Source organism: Geodermatophilus sp. DSM 44513 (assembly GCF_032460525.1).
Taxonomy (GTDB): Bacteria; Actinomycetota; Actinomycetes; order Mycobacteriales; family Geodermatophilaceae; genus Geodermatophilus.
Window position 1 is genome coordinate 3,620,918 of the sequence record NZ_CP135963.1, and the last position, 20,576, is coordinate 3,641,493.

15 protein-coding genes are annotated in these 20,576 nt (G+C 75.1%); 6 read left to right on the forward strand and 9 right to left on the reverse strand.

The window, feature by feature from the left end:
* The first annotated feature begins 70 nt into the window (after positions 1-70).
* On the forward strand, positions 71-1,606 hold the full coding sequence (locus tag RTG05_RS17550; RefSeq protein WP_315912005.1) for an HNH endonuclease signature motif containing protein: 1,536 nt from the start codon (positions 71-73) through the stop codon (positions 1,604-1,606).
* Between the two features lie 74 nt (positions 1,607-1,680).
* On the opposite strand, the gene RTG05_RS17555 is transcribed toward RTG05_RS17550, so the two are convergent.
* Together RTG05_RS17555 and RTG05_RS17560 are read right to left on the reverse strand one after the other, a co-directional pair.
* The gene (locus RTG05_RS17555) at positions 1,681-2,781 is read right to left on the reverse strand and encodes a mannose-1-phosphate guanylyltransferase (protein ID WP_166526186.1); all 1,101 of its coding nucleotides are present in this window, start codon (positions 2,779-2,781) and stop codon (positions 1,681-1,683) included.
* Positions 2,781-3,698: a glycosyltransferase family 2 protein gene (locus RTG05_RS17560; RefSeq protein WP_166526187.1), complete on the reverse strand. Its 918-nt coding sequence runs from the start codon at positions 3,696-3,698 to the stop codon at positions 2,781-2,783. Before RTG05_RS17560 ends, RTG05_RS17555 begins: the two co-directional genes overlap by 1 nt.
* A gap of 212 nt (positions 3,699-3,910) precedes the next feature.
* Here RTG05_RS17560 and glf point away from each other — a divergent pair, with 212 nt between their 5' ends.
* Positions 3,911-5,098, forward strand: a complete 1,188-nt coding sequence (glf, locus tag RTG05_RS17565; protein WP_166526188.1) for a UDP-galactopyranose mutase — start codon at positions 3,911-3,913, stop codon at positions 5,096-5,098.
* A 22-nt stretch (positions 5,099-5,120) separates the two neighbouring features.
* Positions 5,121-7,067, forward strand: coding sequence for a glycosyltransferase (locus RTG05_RS17570; protein WP_166526189.1), 1,947 nt, complete (start codon positions 5,121-5,123; stop codon positions 7,065-7,067).
* A gap of 130 nt (positions 7,068-7,197) precedes the next feature.
* On the opposite strand, the gene RTG05_RS17575 is transcribed toward RTG05_RS17570, so the two are convergent.
* From RTG05_RS17575 to RTG05_RS17585, 3 genes are read right to left on the reverse strand one after another with little or no spacing between them, the layout of a single operon-like run.
* Complete coding sequence (locus RTG05_RS17575) at positions 7,198-8,103, reverse strand: galactofuranosyltransferase GlfT1 (protein ID WP_166526190.1); 906 nt, start codon at positions 8,101-8,103, stop codon at positions 7,198-7,200.
* Positions 8,100-8,858: a galactan export ABC transporter ATP-binding subunit Wzt/RfbE gene (locus RTG05_RS17580; RefSeq protein WP_315912006.1), complete on the reverse strand. Its 759-nt coding sequence runs from the start codon at positions 8,856-8,858 to the stop codon at positions 8,100-8,102. Before RTG05_RS17580 ends, RTG05_RS17575 begins: the two co-directional genes overlap by 4 nt.
* A gap of 2 nt (positions 8,859-8,860) precedes the next feature.
* On the reverse strand, positions 8,861-9,700 hold the full coding sequence (locus RTG05_RS17585) for a galactan export ABC transporter permease subunit Wzm/RfbD (RefSeq protein WP_166526191.1): 840 nt from the start codon (positions 9,698-9,700) through the stop codon (positions 8,861-8,863).
* 192 nt (positions 9,701-9,892) lie between these two features.
* Between RTG05_RS17585 and RTG05_RS17590 the strand changes: the two genes are divergently transcribed.
* The gene (locus RTG05_RS17590) at positions 9,893-11,866 is read left to right on the forward strand and encodes a DUF6541 family protein (protein WP_315912007.1); all 1,974 of its coding nucleotides are present in this window, start codon (positions 9,893-9,895) and stop codon (positions 11,864-11,866) included.
* 68 nt (positions 11,867-11,934) lie between these two features.
* On the opposite strand, the gene RTG05_RS17595 is transcribed toward RTG05_RS17590, so the two are convergent.
* The 4 genes from RTG05_RS17595 to rfbB all read right to left on the reverse strand — a co-directional run bounded on the left by RTG05_RS17595 (position 11,935) and on the right by rfbB (position 17,944).
* Positions 11,935-13,875, reverse strand: a complete 1,941-nt coding sequence (locus RTG05_RS17595) for a SpoIID/LytB domain-containing protein (RefSeq protein WP_166526194.1) — start codon at positions 13,873-13,875, stop codon at positions 11,935-11,937.
* On the reverse strand, positions 13,865-15,841 hold the full coding sequence (locus RTG05_RS17600) for a peptidoglycan recognition protein family protein (RefSeq protein ID WP_315912008.1): 1,977 nt from the start codon (positions 15,839-15,841) through the stop codon (positions 13,865-13,867). Before RTG05_RS17600 ends, RTG05_RS17595 begins: the two co-directional genes overlap by 11 nt.
* A gap of 241 nt (positions 15,842-16,082) precedes the next feature.
* A complete protein-coding gene (gene rfbD, locus RTG05_RS17605; protein WP_166526196.1) occupies positions 16,083-16,952 on the reverse strand; it encodes a dTDP-4-dehydrorhamnose reductase in 870 nt (289 codons plus the stop codon).
* Positions 16,949-17,944 (reverse strand): dTDP-glucose 4,6-dehydratase, encoded by a 996-nt coding sequence (gene rfbB / locus RTG05_RS17610; RefSeq protein WP_166526197.1) that lies wholly within the window; start codon positions 17,942-17,944, stop codon positions 16,949-16,951. Before rfbB ends, rfbD begins: the two co-directional genes overlap by 4 nt.
* Positions 17,945-18,230: 286 nt before the next feature.
* Here rfbB and RTG05_RS17615 point away from each other — a divergent pair, with 286 nt between their 5' ends.
* Complete coding sequence (locus RTG05_RS17615; RefSeq protein ID WP_315912009.1) at positions 18,231-19,775, forward strand: LCP family protein; 1,545 nt, start codon at positions 18,231-18,233, stop codon at positions 19,773-19,775.
* The gene (locus RTG05_RS17620; RefSeq protein ID WP_166526199.1) at positions 19,775-20,560 is read left to right on the forward strand and encodes a TIGR03089 family protein; all 786 of its coding nucleotides are present in this window, start codon (positions 19,775-19,777) and stop codon (positions 20,558-20,560) included. Before RTG05_RS17615 ends, RTG05_RS17620 begins: the two co-directional genes overlap by 1 nt.
* Positions 20,561-20,576: the final 16 nt, after the last annotated feature.

Here is a 20,576-nt window from a genome sequence, read left to right on the forward strand (position 1 = left end):
GGCCTGTGACCTGCGGTTCTGTCACCCCCTCGGCCTACCGTCCGAACAACGGTTCGACGAGGAGGGTGTCGTGGGTGAGGAGTCCGAGGGCGGGGAGCTGTCGCTGGCGGAGCTGGCGGCGCGGATCACCGGTGGGGCGGTGCGGCTGGCCGCAGCCACCGCGGCGTGGCTGGCGCTGGTCGCGGAGTTCGACCGCCGTGAGGGCTGGGGTGCAGTCGGCGTCCGCTCGTGCGCGCACTGGCTGGCCTGGCAGTGCGGGCTGTCGACGAGCACGGCCCGGGAGCACGTGCGGGTGGCCCGCGCGCTGACCGTGCTGCCGGCCACCGCGGCGGTCTTCGCCGCCGGGCGGCTGTCATACGCCAAGGTGCGCGCGCTGACCCGGGTCGCCGAGCCGGCCACCGAGGCCACGCTGCTGGGCCTGGCCCACGAGCTGACCGCCGCCCAGCTGGAGCAGGTGGTGCGGGAGTGGCGCCGCTCGGACGCCGTCGACGCCGCCCACGCTGCTGACCCGGCCGCCACGGTGGCCGCCCGTGAGCGGTTCGACTCCTGGTGGGACGAGGACGGGATGCTGCACGTGCGCATGTGCCTGGACGCCGAGCACGGCGCAGCCTTCCTGGCCGGGGTGGACTCCCTGGCCGAACGCGACGCCCGCCGGGAACGTGCCGCGGCCACGCGTGCAGCGGCCTCGGGGACGGCTCCGGCGACCGGTACCGGCGAGGACGAGGACGAGGAGGTGAACCGCGCGCGGAACCGTTCGACCGCGCGACGCTGCGCGGCGGTCGCCCGGCTGGCCTCGGCTGCGGCCGACGCCGACCGGCGGGCCGGGGACCCGCCGCGCCGGGAGGTGGTCGTGCACGTCGATGCCGCGGTGCTGGCCGAGGACGCCGCCGCCGGCCGCGCCCACCTGCAGGGCGGGCCGGCGCTGCACCCAGCCCAGGTCCGCCGGATGCTGTGCGAGGCCACCGTGGTGACCATGCTCGAGCGCGGCCGCGAACCGCTGGCCGTCGGCCGCGCTCGCCGGTTCGCCACCCGCGCCCAGCGCCGTGCACTGCACCGACGCGACGGCGGCTGCGCCCGCCCCGGCTGCACGGAGAGCCGGATCAAGCGGCTGCACGCCCACCACCTGCGGCACTGGCTGCACGGCGGGCCCACCGACCTGACCAACCTGGTGCTGCTCTGCGACGTCGACCACGGCCAGGCCCACGACCTGGACCTCGTCATGACCCGCCGCGACGGCCGGTTGGTCGTCACCACCCCGGACGGGCGCCGGGTGTGGGGGGCCGCCGACGCCGCCTTCGCCGGCGGGCTGGCCAGCCTCACCACGACGGACGCCCCCGCGTACGTCGGGGTCCACCCGCTCGACACCGCGACAGGACGCCGCCCGGACACGGCACCGGAAGCCACCGCTCCCCCGACGTCCGCTGCCTCGATCACCCGGCTGCTCTTCCCTGACCGGGTACCGGACCTGCCCGAAGCGATGCACGTGAACGGCGAACGGATGGACCTCGGCTACGTCGTCGGCGTCCTGCTGCACCACCGCGACCTCGAACGCCGCCTCGCCACCGAGAACCGCGCGACCACCGGGGGACTGACGGCCGTGGCCTGATGGGCCACCCGCGCCCCGACCACCTGGGTCGCTTCCGCGGGAACGCGCTACGCCCGGGACGGGGTGCCGCCGGGTCAGCCGTACCGGGGGCCGTGCCGTCGCTCGACCTCGGCGAGCAGCTGCTTGACCCGCTCGGCGTCGGCCAGGGGGCAGACCATCGTCACGTCCGCGGTGTGCACCACGACGCTGTCCCGCACCCCCACGAGGGCCACCAGGTGCCCGGGGTCGTCGCTGAGCACGACGTTGCGGTCGCTGTCGAGCAGCACGGTCAGCCCGCGGACGGCGTTGCCCGCGGCGTCGGCGTCCAGCGTGCCTGCCAGGGCCGGCCACGAGCCGACGTCCAGCCACTCGACGTCGAGGTCGACGACCAGCACCCGGCCGGGCTCGGTCGCGGCCGGCTCCAGGACGGCGTAGTCCACGCTGATCCTCGGCAGGGTGGGGAACACCTCGGCCAGGACGGCGTCCCGCTCCGGCCCCGCCGGCACGGCCACCACCCGCGCGAGCCCGGCCGCGGACTCGGGCAGGTGCTCGGCGAGGGCGTCGAGCACCGTCCGCGCCCGCCACACGAACATGCCGGAGTTCCACAGGTACTCCCCCGAGGCCAGGTAGGCCTCCGCGGTCGCCCGGTCCGGCTTCTCCCGGAAGGACACCGCCTCCGAGGCGCCGGGCACCCCGGTCGGCGCACCCCGCTGCACGTAGCCGAAGCCGGTCGCCGGCGCGGTCGGGGTGATCCCCAGGGTCACCAGGGCGCGCGGCCGGGTGGCCAGGACGTCGTAGGCGGTGTGCAGCGCGGCGGCGAACCGCTCCACCGGCCGGATGACGTGGTCGGCGCTCACCACCGCCAGCTCGGCGTCGGGGTCGACGTCGGCCACCAGCGCCGCCGCCAGCCCGACGGCGTTGGCGGTGTCGCGCGCGGTGGGCTCCAGCACCAGCCGGTCGGCGGCCAGCTCCGGCAGCGCCGCCCGCACCTGCTCGCCGTAGCGCGCCGCGGTGCACACCCAGATCCGCTCCACCGGCAGCACCGCCCGCAGCCGGTCGAAGGCCTCCGCGAGCAGGCTGTGCGCCCCGCCGCCCTCGTCGGCGACCACGTCGAGCAGCTGCTTGGGCCGCGCCGCCCGCGACAGCGGCCACAGCCGGGTGCCCGACCCGCCGGCCATCACCACCGCGTGCCGCATCAGCGCCGCGCCCCGGCGCCCACGTCGTCCGCGGTGCGTTGGAAGCGGGCACCGGCGGCCACCCGGCCGCTGACGTAGGACAGCAGCATCCGGGCTCCCAGCCCGCCGCGGAACGCCAGCCGCAGCGGCGCGTGCCGCCGCATCGGGTACTGCCCGGACAGATAGCGCAGCGCGCTGGTGTGGTGCACCCGGGCCATCCGGTTCGGCTCGCGCCGGGTGGCGTGCCCGCCCTCGTGCTCCACCACCGCCGACGGCGCGTACACGTGCAGCCAGCCGCGCCGGCCCAGCCGCTCGGCGAGGTCGACGTCCTCGAAGTACATGAAGTAGCCCGCGTCGAACCCGCCGACCGACCAGAACGCCGCGACGTCGACCAGCAGGCACGACCCGGACAGCCAGCCGGCCGGCCGCTCCCGCGGGGCCTCCCGCTCGCGCCGGTAGCGCGCCGTCCACGGGTTGGCCGGCCACGCCCAGCCCAGCAGGGCGTGCCCCGCGCCGGTCGACAGCCGCGGCAGGTCGCGCGCGGACGGGTAGAGCTCGCCGTCGGGGGTGCGGATCGCCGGCCCGACGGTCGCCGCGCGCGGCCAGCGGGCGGCCGAGGCCAGCAGCTCGTCGACCGCCCCCGGCTCGAAGCGCACGTCGGGGTTGGCCACGACCGCGTACCCCTCGGTCAGGCCGGCCAGCCCGGCGTTGACCGCGGCCCCGTACCCCACGTTGCCGCCGGTGCGCAGCAGCCGGACGCCGGGACGCCGGGCCGCCCGTTCCGGCACGCCGTCGGTCGAGCCGTTGTCGGCCAGCACGACCTCCACCGGCCGGGTCGTGGCCTGTGCCAGCGAGTCGAGGAAGCCCTCCAGGGCCTCGCCGGGCGAGTAGGTCACGGCGACCACGCGCAGCGGCGTCGTCCCGGAGGGTGGTGGCACGGGGTCACCCTAGGAGGGGAGTCGTCGGCCCCGGACGCCACCAGGCGCCCGGCGGGCGGGAATGGGTGGGCCCCGCGTGAGGGAGGGGTCCGACACACCCGGCGCGCCCACACCCCGACGTCCGGGGTGACCTCGGTCTCTGCGCCCCAGCGGCCCCGCGGGCCCCACGGAGACCGGAGGCGGTGCGCGCCCGGACGGTATCGTCGCCAGGCGTGACCTCAGCCGCACCTGACCTCGTCGTCGTGGGCTCCGGCTTCTTCGGCCTGACCGTCGCCGAACGCGTGGCGAGCCAGCTGGACAAGAAGGTGCTGGTCCTCGACCGGCGCGACCACATCGGTGGCAACGCCTACTCCGCGCCCGAGCCCGAGACCGGGATCGAGGTGCACGTCTACGGCGCGCACCTGTTCCACACCTCGAACGAGCGGGTCTGGCAGTACGTCAACCAGTTCACCGAGTTCACCAAGTACCAGCACAAGGTCTACTCGACCTACCAGGGGCAGACGTACTCGCTGCCGATGAACCTGGCCACGCTGTGCCAGTTCTTCGGCCGCAGCTTCTCCCCCGGCGAGGCGCGCGCCCTGGTCGCCGAGCAGGCCGGCGAGATCGACACCGCCGAGGCCGCCAACCTCGAGGAGAAGGCGATCTCGCTGATCGGCCGTCCCCTCTACGAGGCGTTCATCCGCGGGTACACCAAGAAGCAGTGGCAGACCGAGCCCACCGAGCTGCCCGCCGCGGTCATCGCCCGCCTCCCGGTGCGCTACACGTTCGACAACCGGTACTTCAACGACACCTACGAGGGCCTGCCCAAGGACGGCTACACCGCCTGGCTGACCCGGATGGCCGACCACCCGAACATCGAGGTGCGGCTGGAGACCAACTACTTCGACGTCCGCGACGAGCTGCCGGCCGACGTCCCGACGGTGTTCACCGGGCCGATCGACAAGTACTTCGACTACCAGGCCGGCGAGCTGGGCTGGCGCACGCTGGACTTCGAGACCGAGGTCCTCCCGGTCGCGGACTTCCAGGGCACCTCGGTCATGAACTACGCCGACGAGGACGTGCCCTACACCCGCATCCACGAGTTCCGGCACTTCCACCCGGAGCGGGACTACCCCAGCGACAAGACCGTCGTCGTCCGCGAGTACTCGCGCTTCGCCGAGCCCGGCGACGAGCCGTACTACCCGATCAACACCCCCGAGGACCGCGCCCGGCTCGAGCGCTACCGGGAGCTGGCGGCCAAGGAGGCCGCGGAGAAGCGGGTGCTCTTCGGCGGCCGGCTGGGCACCTACAAGTACCTGGACATGCACATGGCCATCGGCTCGGCACTCACCATGTTCGACAACCGCATCCGGCCCTTCTTCGACGAGGGCGGCTCGCTCGACGGCCGCCTCGACGACTGACCCGCGAGGACTGATCCCACCGATGACCACCACGCAGAACACCGTGTCCCCGGAGCGCGTGAGCGAGCCGTCGGCCGCCGACCTCACGCCGGACAAGGCGGTGACGCTGCTGCAGCGGGTGATCATGCCCCGGCCCGGCGACCCCCTGAAGGTGCGCTCCCTCTACGTCGACGAGGACCGCACCCGGCGGGTCAAGTCCACCAGCCGCCGCGACGCCACCGTGGCCGCCGGCGCCGAGGTCTCCTTCGCCACCTACTTCAACGCCTTCCCGGCCAGCTACTGGCGCCGCTGGACGGTGCTGCAGACCGTCGTCCTCGGGATGACGCTGTCCGGGCCCGGCCGCGTGGACGTGTACCGGTCCAAGGCCGACGGCAGCATCATCCACGTCACCGGCGCCACCACCGAGGGCCAGCACCGCACGCTGGAGTTCGAGCTGGACCTCACCCCGTTCGAGGACGGCGGCTGGTACTGGTTCGACGTCACCGCCGACGACGCCCCGGTCACCGTGCACCAGGCGGCCTGGTCGGCGCCGCAGGAGCCGGCGCGCGAGGCGCGGCTGTCCATCGGCATCTGCACCTTCAACCGCCCCGACGACTGCGTGGCCGCACTCGTCGCGCTCGCCGGTGACGACGTCGTCCGCGAGCAGATCGGCACCGTCGTCGTCGCCGACCAGGGCAGCCGCAAGGTGCGGGACGCGGCCGGCTTCACCGAGGTCGAGGCCGCGCTGGCCGGCCGGCTGCGGCTGGTCGAGCAGGGCAACCTGGGCGGCAGCGGCGGCTTCTCCCGGACGATGTACGAGTCGCTCACGCACACCGACGCGACCCACCACCTGCTGCTGGACGACGACGTGCAGATCGAGCCGGACAGCATCGCCCGGCTGTTCGCCTTCGCCCGGTTCACCAAGACGCCGATGGTGGTCGGCGGGCAGATGCTGGCCCTGCAGGACCGCTCGGTGCTGCACACCATGGGCGAGGTCGTCGCCCCGGACAAGTTCTTCTGGCGGGCCGCGCCCAACACTGAGTACGCGCACGACTTCGCCAAGCAGAGCCTGCGCAAGTCCACGGACCTGCACCGGCGGATCGACGTGGACTACACCGGCTGGTGGATGTGCCTGGTGCCCCGCGAGACCATGGAGAAGCAGGGCTTCGCGCTCCCGGTGTTCATCAAGTGGGACGACGCCGAGTACGGCATCCGCGCCCGGGAGAACGGCTACCCGGTGGCCACGCTGCCCGGCGCCGCGGTGTGGCACCTGTCCTGGAGCGACAAGGACGACACCGCCGGCTGGCAGGCCTACTTCCACACCCGCAACCGGCTGGTCGCCGCGGCGCTGCACACCCAGTACAAGCACGGCGGGTCGCTGCTGCGGGACACCTTCAAGTTCGACCTGAAGTTCCTGATCATGCTGCAGTACGCCACCGCGGCGCTGCACCACCGCGCCTACGACGACTTCCTGGCCGGCCCCGAGCGGCTGTTCCCGCTGCTGCCGACCGCGCTGCCCACCGCGCTGGAGCACCAGGGCGACTACCCCGACGGGCGGGTCATCCCGTCGTCGTCGGAGCTGCCGATGCCGTCGATGGGCGCGGTCAAGGCCGAGCGGTTCATGAAGCCGCCGACGACGCCGGTGACCATCGGGCGCACCCTGCTGGCGGCGCTGGCGCACAACCTGCGCCCGCCGAAGGCCGAGGCGGCGCAGCGGCCGGAGCTCAACATCAGCGCCCAGGACGCCCGCTGGTTCCTGCTGTCCCGCCTGGACAGCGCGACCGTGGGCACCGCCGACGGCCGGGGGGTGACCTTCCGGCGCCGCGAGCCGCAGACCTTCCGGCAGATGCTGGCGCACTCGGTGCGCACGCACTGGACGCTGTACCGGGAGTTCCCGCGGCTGCGGGAGGAGTACCGCCGGCACCTCGGCGAGCTGACCTCGCCGGAGAACTGGAACCGCGCCTTCGAGCAGAGCGCCGCCGGCCGCTGAGCCGGCGCGCCTCCCTGGGGCCCCCGACGATCAGCTGAGCTGGTCATCGGGGGTCCTGGCTCACTGCCGGACGTGAGCCAGGACCCGCGACCGTGAGCTGAGCTGATCGTCGGGGAGGGCGCCCCGCGGCTCAGCGGCGGGTGAGGCGCTCCTGCCGGCCGGCCCGGGTGAGCCGCAGCCACTCCCGCCAGCCGGAGCGGTCGCGGCGGGCGACGAGGAAGAACCAGCCGAAGCGCACCGTCTCCAGCGGGCGCAGCCAGCGCATCCCCGGCTGGGCCATCAGGTAGCCGCGGTTGCGGTAGGTGTAGTACCGCTTCACCTCGTCGGCCGGGTACTGCGCGGACAGCCGCCCGCCCAGGATCGGCTCGAACTCCGTCGTCCCCTCCGGGTGCAGGTAGGCCGCCTGCGGGCAGGTGCCGAACGGCAGGCCGGCGCGCAGCAGCCGGCGGTGCACCTCGGTCTCGTCGCCGCGGAAGAACAGCCGGTAGTCCGGCACCCCGACCACGTCGAGCGCCTCGGCGCGGAACAGCGCCCCGTTGAACAGCGACGCGTAGTTCGGCAGCAGGTCCAGCCCGGCGAAGTCGCTGCGCCGCCGCCGCCAGCGCAGCCCGCGGCGCAGCGGGAAGGCCAGCCGCTCGGGGTCGGCCAAGTCGGTGACCAGCGGGGACACCTCGGCCAGGCCGTGCCGGCGGGCGCTGTCCAGCAGGGTCTGCAGCACGCGGTCGTCGGCCGGGCGGCCGTCGTCGTCGGCGCACCAGACCCAGTCCGCCCCGGCGGCCAGCGCGCTCAGCATGCCCAGGGCGAAGCCGCCGGCCCCGCCCAGGTTGCGCCGGCTGACCAGGTAGGTCGCCGGCAGGCCGCTGGCCCGGACGACGTCCTCGGCGGGCTGGTCGGGGCCGTTGTCCACGACGACGACGGCGTCGACCGGGCGGGTCTGCGCGGCCAGCGCGGCCAGGCTCTGCGCCAGCTGCGCGCGGCGGTGCCGGGTGACGACGACGGCGACGACGCACTCGCCGTCGGGGGTGGGGGCGCTCACGGCTGCCCCTTGTAGGCCCGCAGGACCTCCTCCAGCTCGCCGTGCAGCTTCACCTGCCCGTGCTCCATCCAGATGGCGGTGTCGCACAGCTCGCGCAGGAACTCGTCGGAGTGCGAGGCGAACACCAGCAGGCCGGAGCGCTCGACCAGGTCGGACAGCCGCTTCTTGGACTTCTCCAGGAAGGCGGCGTCGACCGCGCCGATGCCCTCGTCGAGCAGCAGGATCTCCGGGTCGATGCTGGTGACCACGCCGAGGGCCAGCCGCACCCGCATGCCGGTGGAGTAGGTGCGCAGCGGCATCCGGAGGAAGTCGCCGAGCTCGGTGAACTCGGCGATGTCGTCGACCCGCTCCTCCATCTGCCGGCGGCTCATGCCGAGGAACAGCCCCCGGATCATGATGTTGTCCAGGCCGGAGATCTCCGGGTCCATGCCGACACCGAGGTCGAACACCGGCGCGACCCGCCCGGAGATCTCCGCGGCGCCGCGGGTCGGCTCGTAGATGCCGGCCAGCAGCCGCAGCAGCGTCGTCTTCCCGGCGCCGTTGTGGCCGACCAGCGCGACCCGGGAGCCGTGCTCCAGGTGCACGGTGACGTCGCGCAGGGCCTCGATGATCGGCACCTTGCTGGTGCTGGCGATGTTGCCGCCGACCAGCCCCATGACGGTCTTCTTCAGCGACCGGCTCTTGGCGTCGAAGATCGGGAAGTCGACGCAGGCGTCCTCGGTCACGATCTGCACCCGGCGGTTGGTCTCGGACACGGTCACACCCAATACGAGACGCGGGAGCGGTACCGGCGGACGACGACCATCGTCAGCGCCCACCCCAGGACGGTGATGACCCCGACGACGACCCAGTGCCGCAGCTGCTGGTCCTGGCCCAGCAGCGGCGCCCGGACGATCTCGACGAAGTGCAGGAACGGGTTGAACTCCGCCAGCCGCGCGCGGGCGGCGATGTCGGGGTTGGGGCTGTTCACCAGCTCGTCGTAGATCCACACGATGGGCGTCAGGAAGAACATCAGCTGCACGACGCTCTGGGTGATCGGGTTGAGGTCGCGGAACCGCGTGGTGACCACCCCGAGCAGCAGCGCCACCCACGCGCCGTTGGCCATGAGCAGCAGCACGGCGGGGAACACCGCCAGCGCCGTCCAGTGCAGCGGCTGCGGGAAGACCAGCAGCATGACCAGGTAGACGATCGTGTTGTGGGCGAACAGCAGGGTCTGGCGCCACACCAGCCGGTAGACGTGCACGCTCAGCGGCGAGGGCAGGTGCTTGATCAGCCCCTCGTTGGCGATGAACACGTCGGCGCCCTCGAGGATGCAGCCGCTGATGAAGCCCCAGACGATGAAGCCCACCAGCACGTGCGGCAGCATCACCGACAGCTCGAGGCCGAACAGCCCGGCGTAGAGCACGCCGAGGGCCAGCGCGGTGACCGCCATGCTGATGGTGATCCAGATCGGCCCGAGCACCGAGCGCCGGTAGCGCTGCTTGATGTCCTGCCAGCCCAGGTGACCCCACAGCTGCCGCTGCGCCCACCCGCCCTGCAGGTCCGCGACGGCCCGGGACCACGCGCGGGACGACGACCGGGGCAACGCGGTTGACACGTGGGGGAACGCTACCCGTCCCGCCTCCCCCGGCCCCCGCACACCGGGCCCTCGGGCGGCCCACCGGGCGCACCGGCCCCGGGTTGCCCAGGCGCGCCGGGGACGGCGGCTACCGTGTGCCCAGCCGCCAGGCGGGGTGGGACGAACCCACTCCGTCTCCCGAACCCACTCCCCGACGGGGCCCGCCCTCTCGTGCTCTCCGACCTGCTCGTCGTCCTGCCGGTGAGCCTGCTGGTCCTGTTCCTGCCCGGCGGTGCCGTCGCCGCGGCCGCCGGGCTGCGGGCGCCCGTGGCGCTGGCGGTGGCCCCGCTGCTGTCCTACGGGCTGGCCGCCGCGGCCGCCACCGCCGCCGCCGTCGTGGACGTCGACTGGGGGCCGGGCGCGCTGCTGGTGACCACCGCCGTCCCCGCCGCGCTGCTGTGGCTGGTGCGCCACCCGCGGCCGGGACGGTGGCGGCCGCGCCGGCCGGTGCTGCGCCGCCCCGGCGTGCCGGGCCTGGTCACCGGGGCCGGCGTGCTGGCCGGTGGGGTGCTCTCGGCCGCGGTGCTGCTGGCCGGGATGGGGTCGGTCACCCGGCCGAACCAGGACTGGGACTTCACCTTCCACGCCAACGCCACCCGGCTCATCGCCGACACCGGGCAGGTCGCGGCCTCCGCGCTGCGCGAGGTCAACCACTGGGAGACCGAGGCCTTCTTCTACCCGAACGCGCACGCCGCGCTCGGGGCGGTCGTCCGCGACCTCACCGGCGCCTCCGTCTTCGCCGTGCTGAACACCTCGGCGCTGCTGGTCGGCGGGCTGGCCGGGCTGGGCCTGGCCGTCCTGCTGCGCGACCTCGGCGCGCCGCTGGGCGTCCGGGCCGCCACCCCGCTGCTGCTGGCCGGCTGCACCGCCTTCCCCTACGACCTGCTGTGGCGCGGGCCGCTGCTGCCCTACGCCACCGGGGTGGCGCTGCTCCCGGCGTTCCTGCTGTTGGTGCGCGGGGTGGCGGGACGGCGCCCGGCCGCCCCCGTGCTGTTGACCGCCCTCGGCGCCGCGGCGCTGTTCGGGCTGCAACCGAGCACCGCCCTGGCCGCCGCGCTGCTCACCGCGCTGATGGTCGGCCAGGGCTGGTGGGACGCCGGCCGGGTGCGGCTGCGCGAGGCCGGGCTGCTCCTGGCCGCCGCCGCGCTCACCGCCGTGCTCGCCGCACCGGCCGTCCTGGGCGCGCTGCGGGCCGGGACCGGGGAGGTGGTGGCCAGCTGGCGCGCGGTCGCCACGCCGTGGGAGGCGACCACCGACCTGCTGCTGTTCGACCACGCCACCCCGGGCCCGCCGCAGTACGCGCTGGCCCTGGCCGTCCTGGTCGGGCTCGGCACGCTGCGGTCGGCGCGGTGGCTGTGGTGGTGGGTGGCCGCGACGGCCGTCGCCGGGGTGCTGTTCGTCCTCACCGCCTCCTCCGACGCCCCGCTGGTCGAGGCGGTCACCCGGCCGTGGTGGAACGACCGGTGGCGCTTCGCCGCGCTGGCCGCCCTGGGTACGGCCCCGGTGGCCGCGCACGGCGTCCGCTCCGTGGCCCGGGGCGCGGTGGCGCTGGCGGCGCGGGCCCGGCCGGCGCCGGGGGCCGTGTGGTCGCGACCGGCGTCCCGGGCGGTGGCGGTGGGCGCCGTGCTCGGCGTGCTGGTGCTGGCGACCGGCGGGCTGTACTGGCAGACCAACCGGGACCGGACGGCGACGGCCTACGCCTCCGAGCGGCACCTGTCCCGGGCCGAGACCGCGGCCATGGCCTGGCTGGCCGAGCGCGTGCCGCCCGGGGACTTCGTGATGAACGACCCCATGGACGGCTCGGCGCACCTGCTGTCGGTCACCGGGGTCCGGCCGGTCTTCGGCCACCACGTCCCCTCCAACGCCGCGCTGGGGCCGGTGCAGGGCGTGCTGCTGAGCCGCTTCGCCTGCCTGGACAGCGACCCCGCCGTCCGGGACGCCGTCGCGCAGCTGGGCATCCGGTACGTCCTGGTCGGCTCGGGGTTCGTCCGGCCCACCGCGCACCGGGCGCCGGGGCTGCGGCAGCTGTCCGCGTCGCCGTCCCTGCGGCTGGTCCGCGACGAGGGCGGCGTGCGGCTCTACGAGGTGGACCTGCGCCCGCCGGCCGACTCGCCGGTCGAGGGCTGCACCCGGCCGGCCGGCTGAGCACCGGCCCCGGACGCGCGCAGGGCCGGTGACCCGACGGTCACCGGCCCTGCCGCACCCACTCGGGCTCAGTAGCCCCGCGCCACCCCCACGACCGTGCCGCCGGCGGCCGCCCGGCGGCCGACCACCGGCCGGTCACCGGGGTCGCCGAGGCCGACGGTCAGCTGCGCGGCCCCCGCGGTGTTGCTGTTGCGTAGCAGGAAGCGGCCGGCGCGGAACACCCCGACCGTGTCGCTGCGGTTGCCGTCCCAGTCCCCGACCGCCGGGAGGTCGCCCCGGTCGCCGTAGGGCAGGACGACGTCGGTGGCCGGCCGGACGTTGCTCTGGGTGAGGAAGAAGGCGCCCGAGCGCCAGACGCCCACGGTGTCGAAGCCGTCGCCGTTCCAGTCGCCCGCCACCAGCGTGTCGCCCGGGGAGCCGAAGAAGTAGCGGCCGTCGGCCACGCCGGTGGTGGTGCTGTTGCGCAGGTACACGACCCCGTCGCGGTAGACGCCCACGGTGTCGCGGTCGTCGCCGTCCCAGTCGCCGCACACCGGCTGGTCGCCGGCCTGGCCGAAGCCGAAGACCCGGTCGGCCTGCCCCGTCCCCGGCCGGCTGGCCAGGAAGAAGGTGCCGCCGCGGAACACGCCGGCGGTGTCGACGCCGTCGCCGTCCCAGTCGCAGCTGAGCGGCACGTCCCCGGGGGAGCCGAACGGCAGCGCCTGCACCGGCGCCCCGGCGGCGTTCGTGGCGGCCTGGAACAGGGTGGGCACGCCCCCGCCGGGGGTCCCGCCGCCGCCTCCGCCGTCCGGGACGGCGGCCCCGCCGATGACGAACCAGTCGGACTTCAGGCCCAGCCGGGTGCGCACCTGCGCGCCGGTGGCCGTGACCGTCTTGGCCGTGCCGGCGACCTCCACCTGGGTGACCCGGCCGCCGTCGGCGCCCAGGCCGTTGCGGGCGGTGACCCGGATGCCGGTCAGCGTGCCCACGCCGAACGCGTCGGCGATCTTGGTCGCCGGGACGGCGTAGCTCCAGTCGTGGTGCGGGGACACGACGTCACCGTCGTCGCGGACCGGGGGGAAGGCGCCGCCGGCCGACCAGCCGCCGGTCGAGGAGCTGAACTCCGCGCGCACGATGCCGCCCACGCCGTTGCGCAGCACCACGCCGGCGGTCGCGGCGATCGCCGTGTCGGTCTGCCGGTACTCCAGCGCGGCGAGGTTCTTGCCCGCGCCCATGTACACCTGGCAGGACGTGGTGTCGCAGGTCTTGGCGTGGGCCGAGCGGTTCTCCGCGTAGGCGTAGGAGCGGGCCGCCACGGCCTGCGCCTTGAGCGCCTCGATGCCCTTGCCGCCGCCGCCGTCCCCCCAGCTGGCCGGGGACTCCCGCGGCACCACGCCGCGCAGGTAGTCCTCCATCCAGACGGTGTTCACGGTGCGCTGGGCGTTGGCCGCCCACAGCACCGACAGCTCCCCGCGGTACTGGGTGGTGCCCGCGGCGGTGCACAGGCTGAGCATCGCCTGCAGGTCGTTGCCGGGCTCGACCGTCGGGGTGACCCGGGCGTTCGGCACCGACGTCGTCCAGACCACCGGGCTGCCGCACCCGTGGCTGGTGGCCAGGGTGAACGAGCCGTCCGGGTTGGCGGTGAGCCGGGCCGCGGAGCCGGCGGAGACCCGGACGCCACCGGCGGTGAAGTCCCGGCCCGACGTCACCAGCAGGTCCCTGCCGTCCTGGCCGGTGAGGCTGACGGTGATGACCGTGTTCGGCTGGGTGGACTGGACCGTGCCGCCGTAGAAGTGCGACAGGATCTGCGGGTGCAGCCAGCCCTGCTGGGTGGCGTAGCCGTAGGCGCCCCACTGCCCCATGCCGCGGCCGTGGCCCCAGCCGTGCCCGGTGAAGCGCACGTCGTCGGTGACCGCGGCCCGCGCCGGGGCCGTCGCCGGCCCGGCCGCCACCGCGGCACCGCCGAGCACCAGGCCGGCCACGGCGACCGCGCCCCAACGGCGCAGCCGGGCGCGCAGGTCAGTAGCCACGGGTGACCCCCACGGTGGTCGTGCGGTCGCCGTTCCAGTCGGCCACCAGCGGCCGGTCGGTGCGGTCCCCGAAGGCGATCGTGGTCACCGACCGGGGCGCGGACAGCGACGCGGCCAGGTGGAAGGTGCCGGCGCGGAAGACGCCGACGGAGTCGCGGCCGGTCCCCTTCCAGTCGCCGGCCAGCACCCGGTCGGTGGTCAGGCCGAAGCGCACCACGCCGTCGGCGCGCGGCCGGACGTTGCTGTTGGTCCAGAACAGGGCGGCGTCCTGGAACACGCCCACGGTGTCGTAGTCGTCGCCGTCCCAGTTGCCGACGACCGGCTGGGCGTCCCAGTTGCCGTAGGCGAACGAGCCGTGGGCGATCCCGGTCGTGTTGGTGTTGCGCAGGTGGAACCAGCCGTTGCGCCAGACGCCGACGGTGTCCTTGCCGTCGCCGTCCCAGTCGCCGCAGATCGGGGTGTCCCCGGCGTCGCCGAAGGAGAACTGCGCGGTCGGCGCCGCGGTGGCGCTGTTGGAGTCGAACAGGAAGAACCGCCCGCGGCGGAAGACCCCGATCGTCTGGTTGCCGCTGCCGTCCCAGTCGCAGGCCAGCGGGACGTCGCCGGCGTCGCCCCGGGGGGTGGTCCACTCCGCGGCGCCGCCGGTGTTGGAGTTGCGCAGCAGCGTCCGCGGGCCGGAGGGAGCTGCCCCGGCGGCGACGTACTTGGCGGCGACGAGGGCGCGCAGGTCGCCCATGCGGGCGTAGGCGTACCTCCCCGGGCAGGCGGTGGCGCCCACGTCACGGTGGCCGAAGACGGTCGGCAGCGTCACCTTCTGGCCGGCGGCGTACCGCGACGTGCCGCCGCCGCTGGAGGTCAGCGTGGTGGTGCCCTTGGGGTCCACGCCGTAGAGGGAGAGCTTCCAGGCGACCACGGCGGCCACCGTCTCCAGCATCACCTGCGGAGGGGCGACGACGTCGTAGTTGCCCAGCATGGAGACGCCGAAGGTGCCGGAGTTGAACCCGCCGGCGTGCGCCCCGACCACGGCGCTGGCCAGGCCGCCGGAGCGGCCCTCCCAGGCCCGACCGTACTTGTCGACGATGACGTTGTAGCCGATGTCGCCCCACTTGCGGCTGACCGCGTGGTAGGCGTACATCGAGCGCAGGATGGCCGGCACGTCGGCGGCGGAGTAGGTGTTGCCGTCGGCGGTGTGGTGGATCGTCGCCGCCTTGATCGTCGGTGCGAACTGCGGCTCCCAGCCCATGAGGCTCTCGTCGGCGCCCCACTGGGCGCGGGAGTAGATCGCCGGCATGGTCGCCGCCGCGTGGGCCTGGTCGGTGATCTCCGGGGCGCCGGGCGCGGCGTCGGCCGGGCTGTCCCCGGGGTCGACCAGCTGCAGTTGCACGTCGCGCGGCGTGCGGCCGTCGGCGGCCTGCACGACGACCTCGATGCCGCGGGAGGGGCCGGTCCACACCGGGGCCGTCCCGCCGCGCACGTCGCCGTCGGTCGGGGCGTCCTCGTCCTGCTCGACGTCGTCCTGCCCGACGGTGGTCCACGCCCCCCAGCCGCCGCGCGGGCCGCGGGTCCGCAGCTGGACGGTCACGTCGGTCACCGACCCGTCCTCGGCCCAGGTGACCCCGACGGCGGAGAACTCCTCGGTGTCGGGCCGGGACACGGTCAGCGCGGGGACCCCGTCGATCTCCTCGCCGGAGCTGGCGACCTCGTCCCCGCCGGCGGTCGTCGCCTCGGGGGCCGGCCCGCCGGGGGCGGGGGGCGCCACCTCGGCGTCGGGCCCGGCGTCGACGACCGCACCGTCGGCGGTCACCACCGCCTCGTCCTCCGGCGCCTGCACCGACCCGAGGTCCACGGCCTCGATCGACGGCTCCACCGGTGTCGCCTCCGGCGCCGGGGCGGCGGAGACGGGCAGGACGAGGACGGTCCCGGTGAGGACGAGGAAGGCCGACGATGCGGTCAGTGTTCGTCGCACGAGCTGGTTCCTCCGATGGGCGAGGGATGGCCCGGCCGCACGGCTGACACGGACCGCCCAGCAGCTTCATCGGCACCGGAGGAGTTTGGGTTGAGGCGCGCCGCTCACCGACCGTGATGTGTCCTTCACGGACGCATTGCCATCGGCAGGCGCACCGCCCGGGGTGACCGGACGGCCCGGCGGCCCGCCTCCCCCGTCCCACCGGCCCCGCCCGACCCGCGGGCACCGCGCCGGCGGCGGCTCACCAGGAGCGCAGGGCCTCGCTCAGCGCCGAGTGCCAGTCGCGGGGGGCGGGCAGCCCGGCCGCGGTCCACGCCGAGGTGTCCAGCACCGACCAGGCCGGGCGCGGGGCGGGCCGGGGGAAGGCGTCGGTGGTGGTGGGCAGCACGCGCTCGGGGTCGGCGCCCCGCAGGGCGAACACCGCGCGGGCGAGCTCCCACCAGCTCACCGCGCCGGTGTTCGTGCAGTGCAGGACCGGGGGCGCCGGCTCGGCCCGCCCGCCCAGCGCGACCAGGCCGCGGGCGAGGTCCAGCGACCACGTCGGGGAGCCCACCTGGTCGGTGACCACCGAGACGGTGGGCCGCTCGGCCTCCAGCCGCAGCATGGTGCGCACGAAGTTGCCGCCGTGCCGCCCGTACACCCACGCCGTCCGCACGGTGGTGGCGTCCCCGCCGGCGGCGGCGACCGCCCGCTCCCCCGCCGCCTTGGTCTGCCCGTACACCGAGCGCGGCGCGGTCGGCGCGTCCACCGGGTAGGGCCGGGTGGCCTGCCCGTCGAAGACGTAGTCGGTGGACACGTGCACCAGCCGGCCGGCGCCGGCCATCTCCTCGGCCAGCCAGCCGGGCGCGGCGGCGTTGACCAGGGCGGCGGTGTCCCGGTCGGTCTCCGCGTCGTCGACCGCGGTGTAGGCGGCGGCGTTGACCAGCACGGCCGGGCCGGCGGCGCCGCGGAGCCACTCCCGGACGCAGCCGCGCACCGCCGCCTCGTCGGTGAGGTCCACCTCCGCCCGGCCGACGGCGGTCACCCGGTCCCCGGGCCGGTCGGCCAGGACGGCGAGCAGGTCGTGCCCGAGCTGGCCCCGGGCCCCGGTCACCAGCCAGGAGGTGCTCACGCGCGGGCGGTGGCCGCGGCCGCCTTGAGCGGTTCCCACCAGGCCCGGTTGTCCCGGTACCACTGCACGGTGAGCGCCAGGCCGTCCTCGAAGGTCATCCGCGGGGCGTAGCCCAGCGCGGCGGTCTTGGAGTAGTCAACGGAGTAGCGCAGGTCGTGGCCGCCGCCGCGGGGGTCGACGATGTTCTCCACGGACGACCAGTCGCGGCCGGTGGCCTCCAGCAACTTCTCGGTGAGCTCCTTGTTGGACAGCTCCCGGCCGCCGCCGATGTTGTAGTACTCCCCGGGCGCGCCGTGCTCGACGACGAGCTGGATGCCGCGGCAGTGGTCGTCGACGAACAGCCAGTCGCGGACGTTGGCGCCCTCCCCGTACAGCGGCACCCGGTGCCCGTCGAGCAGGTTGGTGACGAACAGCGGGATGACCTTCTCCGGGAAGTGGTACGGCCCGTAGTTGTTGCTGCACCGGGTGACGGAGATGTCCAGCCCGTAGGTCCGGGCGTAGGCGCGCGCGATCAGGTCGCTGCCGGCCTTGGCCGCGGAGTACGGGGAGTTGGGCTCGAGCAGGTGGTCCTCGGTCCAGGAGCCCTCGTCGATGGAGCCGTAGACCTCGTCGGTGGAGACGTGCACCACCCGACGCACGCCGTGCCGCAGCGCGGCCTCGAAGACCTGCTGCGCGCCGAGCACGTTGGTCAGCACGAAGTCGGCCGCACCGGTGATGGAGCGGTCGACGTGCGACTCGGCCGCGAAGTTGACGACGACGTCGTGGCCGGGCAGCGCCGCGTCCAGGTCGGCCCGGTCGCAGATGTCACCCCGCACGAAGGAGTAGCGCGGGCTGTCGGCGACCGGGGCCAGGTTGGCCGGGTTGCCGGCGTAGGTCAGCTTGTCGAAGACGGTGACCGCGGCGTCCTCGAAGCCGGGGTAGCCGCCGGTCAGCATGGTCCGCACGTAGTGCGAGCCGATGAACCCGGCACCGCCGGTGACCAAGATGCGCATGCCCAGCCTCTCGTCCCGCCGGGACGCCCCGGCTCTCCTGCGCCCAGTCTCGCGCAGTCCGCGCCGCACCCGTGGTGGCCGGTGTGACCGCTGCGTCCGGTGGGCCGGGGGTGCACGGGACGGGCGGACGGGTCCGTTCCACACCGGCCGGCCGTGTCGGACCGGCCACGGCCGCGGGCTGCGGACCTAGCATCGCCGTCGAGCACGTCCGCCCAGGACGCCCCCGCGCCCCGGCGGCGCGCCCGGTCGACGGCCGGGCCCCGACGCAGCCAGTGAGGACCAACCCGTGAGCGACGAGCCTGACAAGGGTCCCCGGCCGGGCGGTCGCCCGCTGCCGGCGCGCCTGGACCCGCGGTCCGGGCGCCCGCCGCGGCGACGCCCGGCCGCCGAGCCCTCCCGCGCCGCACCCGACCGGTACGACGCGGCGCCCCCCGGGGCCGGCAGGGGGCACCGGGTGGCCGCCGCCGCCCGCGCGGTGGCGGCCGTCCTGGCCGTCGTCGTCCTGGGCGCCAGCGGCTGGGGCTGGTACCTGGGGCAGGTGGCCGACGCCACCGTCAACCGCACCGACGCCATCCCCGCCGACGGCAACACCGGGTCCGGTCAGGACATGAACCTGCTGCTGGTGGGCAACGACAGCCGCGCGCAGCTGACCGACCAGCAGATGGCCGAGCTGACCGCCGGCGCCGACTCCGGGATCAACACCGACACGATGATCCTGGTCCACGTCCCGGCCGACGGGTCCCGCGCGTCGTTCGTGTCCTTCCCGCGCGACTCCTACGTCGAGATCCCCGGCTACGGGATGGACAAGCTCAACGCCGCCTACGCCTACGGCTACGGCGAGGTCGACGACGCCGCGTCCGAGGCCGCCAAGCAGGCCGCCGGCGGCCAGCTGCTGGTGCAGACGCTCAGCCGGCTGACCGGCCTGCAGATCGACCACTACGCCGAGGTGGACCTGCTCGGCTTCTTCGAGCTCAGCAGCGTCGTCGGCGGGGTCGAGGTCAACCTGTGCGAGGCCGTCGACGACTCGGAGTTCTCCGGCGCGGTCTTCGCCGCCGGCCCACAGACCATCTCCGGGGCCGACGCGCTGGCCTTCGTCCGCCAGCGGCACGGCCTGCCGCGCGGCGACCTCGACCGCATCGTGCGCCAGCAGGTGTTCATGGGCGGCGTGCTGCGCAAGATCCTCTCCGAGCAGGTCCTGCTCGACCTGGGCAAGCAGCGGCAGCTGGTGGAGGCGGCCTCGCAGTCGCTGACCATCGACCGCGACCTGGTGCTGCTGGACCTGGCCCAGCAGATGCAGGCGGTCACGGCCGGCGCCATCGAGTTCCAGACCGTGCCGGTCGTCGGCGACGACCGCGACGAGCAGGGCCGCGCCATCCTCCGGCTGGCCGACGCGGACACCCTGCGGGACTTCTTCGCCGAGCTGTCGGCCGCGCCGGCCGGCCCCGCGGCCCCCGTCGCGCCGGCGGCCCCCTCGGCGGTGACCGTCGACGTCCAGAACGGGTCCGGGGTCGCCGGCGTCGCCGCGGAGGCGGCCACCGCCCTCGAGGCGGCCGGGTTCGCCGTCGGCAGCACCGGCAACGCGGACGCCTCCGACTACGGGCAGACCGTCGTCCGGCACGCCGTGGGCGACGAGCGGCTGGCCGCCGCCCTCGCCGCCGCCGTCCCCGGCGCGCTGGTCGAGGCCGACACGGAGGCCACGCCGGGCACCGTGCAGCTGGTGCTCGGGTCGGACTTCACCGCGGTCGGCCAGGCGCTCGCGCCCGTGGCGCCGAGCGCGCCGGTGGAGACCGACGCGGCCCGGACCGCCGCCGACACCGGCTGCATCTACTGATGGCGACCCCCGCCGACCTGCTGGACGCCGTCCTGCGCCGCAGCCCCGCCGCGCCCTGCCTCACCCAGTACGACGACGCCGACGGCTCCCGGGTGGAGCTGTCCGGGACCACGCTGGCCAACTGGGTGGCCAAGACGGCCAACCTGCTGCAGGAGGAGTTCGACGTCACCACCGGCAGCACCGTCGCCGTCGCCCTGCCGGTGCACTGGCAGACCGCCGCGGTGCTCCTGGGCGCGTGGAGCTGCGGGGCGGCCGTCCTCGACACCGCGGTCGAGGACGACGGCCGGCTGGACGACGCCGACGTCGTGCTGGCCGACCGGGAGCGGCTGGCGCCGCTGGAGGACCAGGACCTCCCCGCGCTGCTGGGGCTGTCGCTGCACCCGCTCGGGGCGGGCATGACCGGCTACACCGGCGCCGCCCGCGACTTCGCCGTGGAGGTCCGGGGGCAGGGCGACGTCTTCGTGCCCTGGCAGCGGCCGGACCCCGCCGCCCCCGGCCTGCTCGTGGGCGGGCTGGAGCTGACCCTCGGCGGGCTGGTGGACGCCGCGCAGGAGCTGGCCGGCCGGCTGGGCGTCGCGGCCGGTGACCGGGTGCTCGTCGGTGAGCGCACCGCCGCGGAGGCCGGCCCGGTGGCCTGGCTGCTGGCCCCGCTGGCCGCGGGCGCCTCCGTCGTGCTGGTGCGCTCGGCGGACCCCGCACGGCTGGCCGCACGCGCCGCCACCGAACGGGTCACGGCTACCCTCGGTGTCGAAGTCGCACAGATCCGTGAACTCGGCCGGCCGTAGGGGCCCGGCGGAGGAG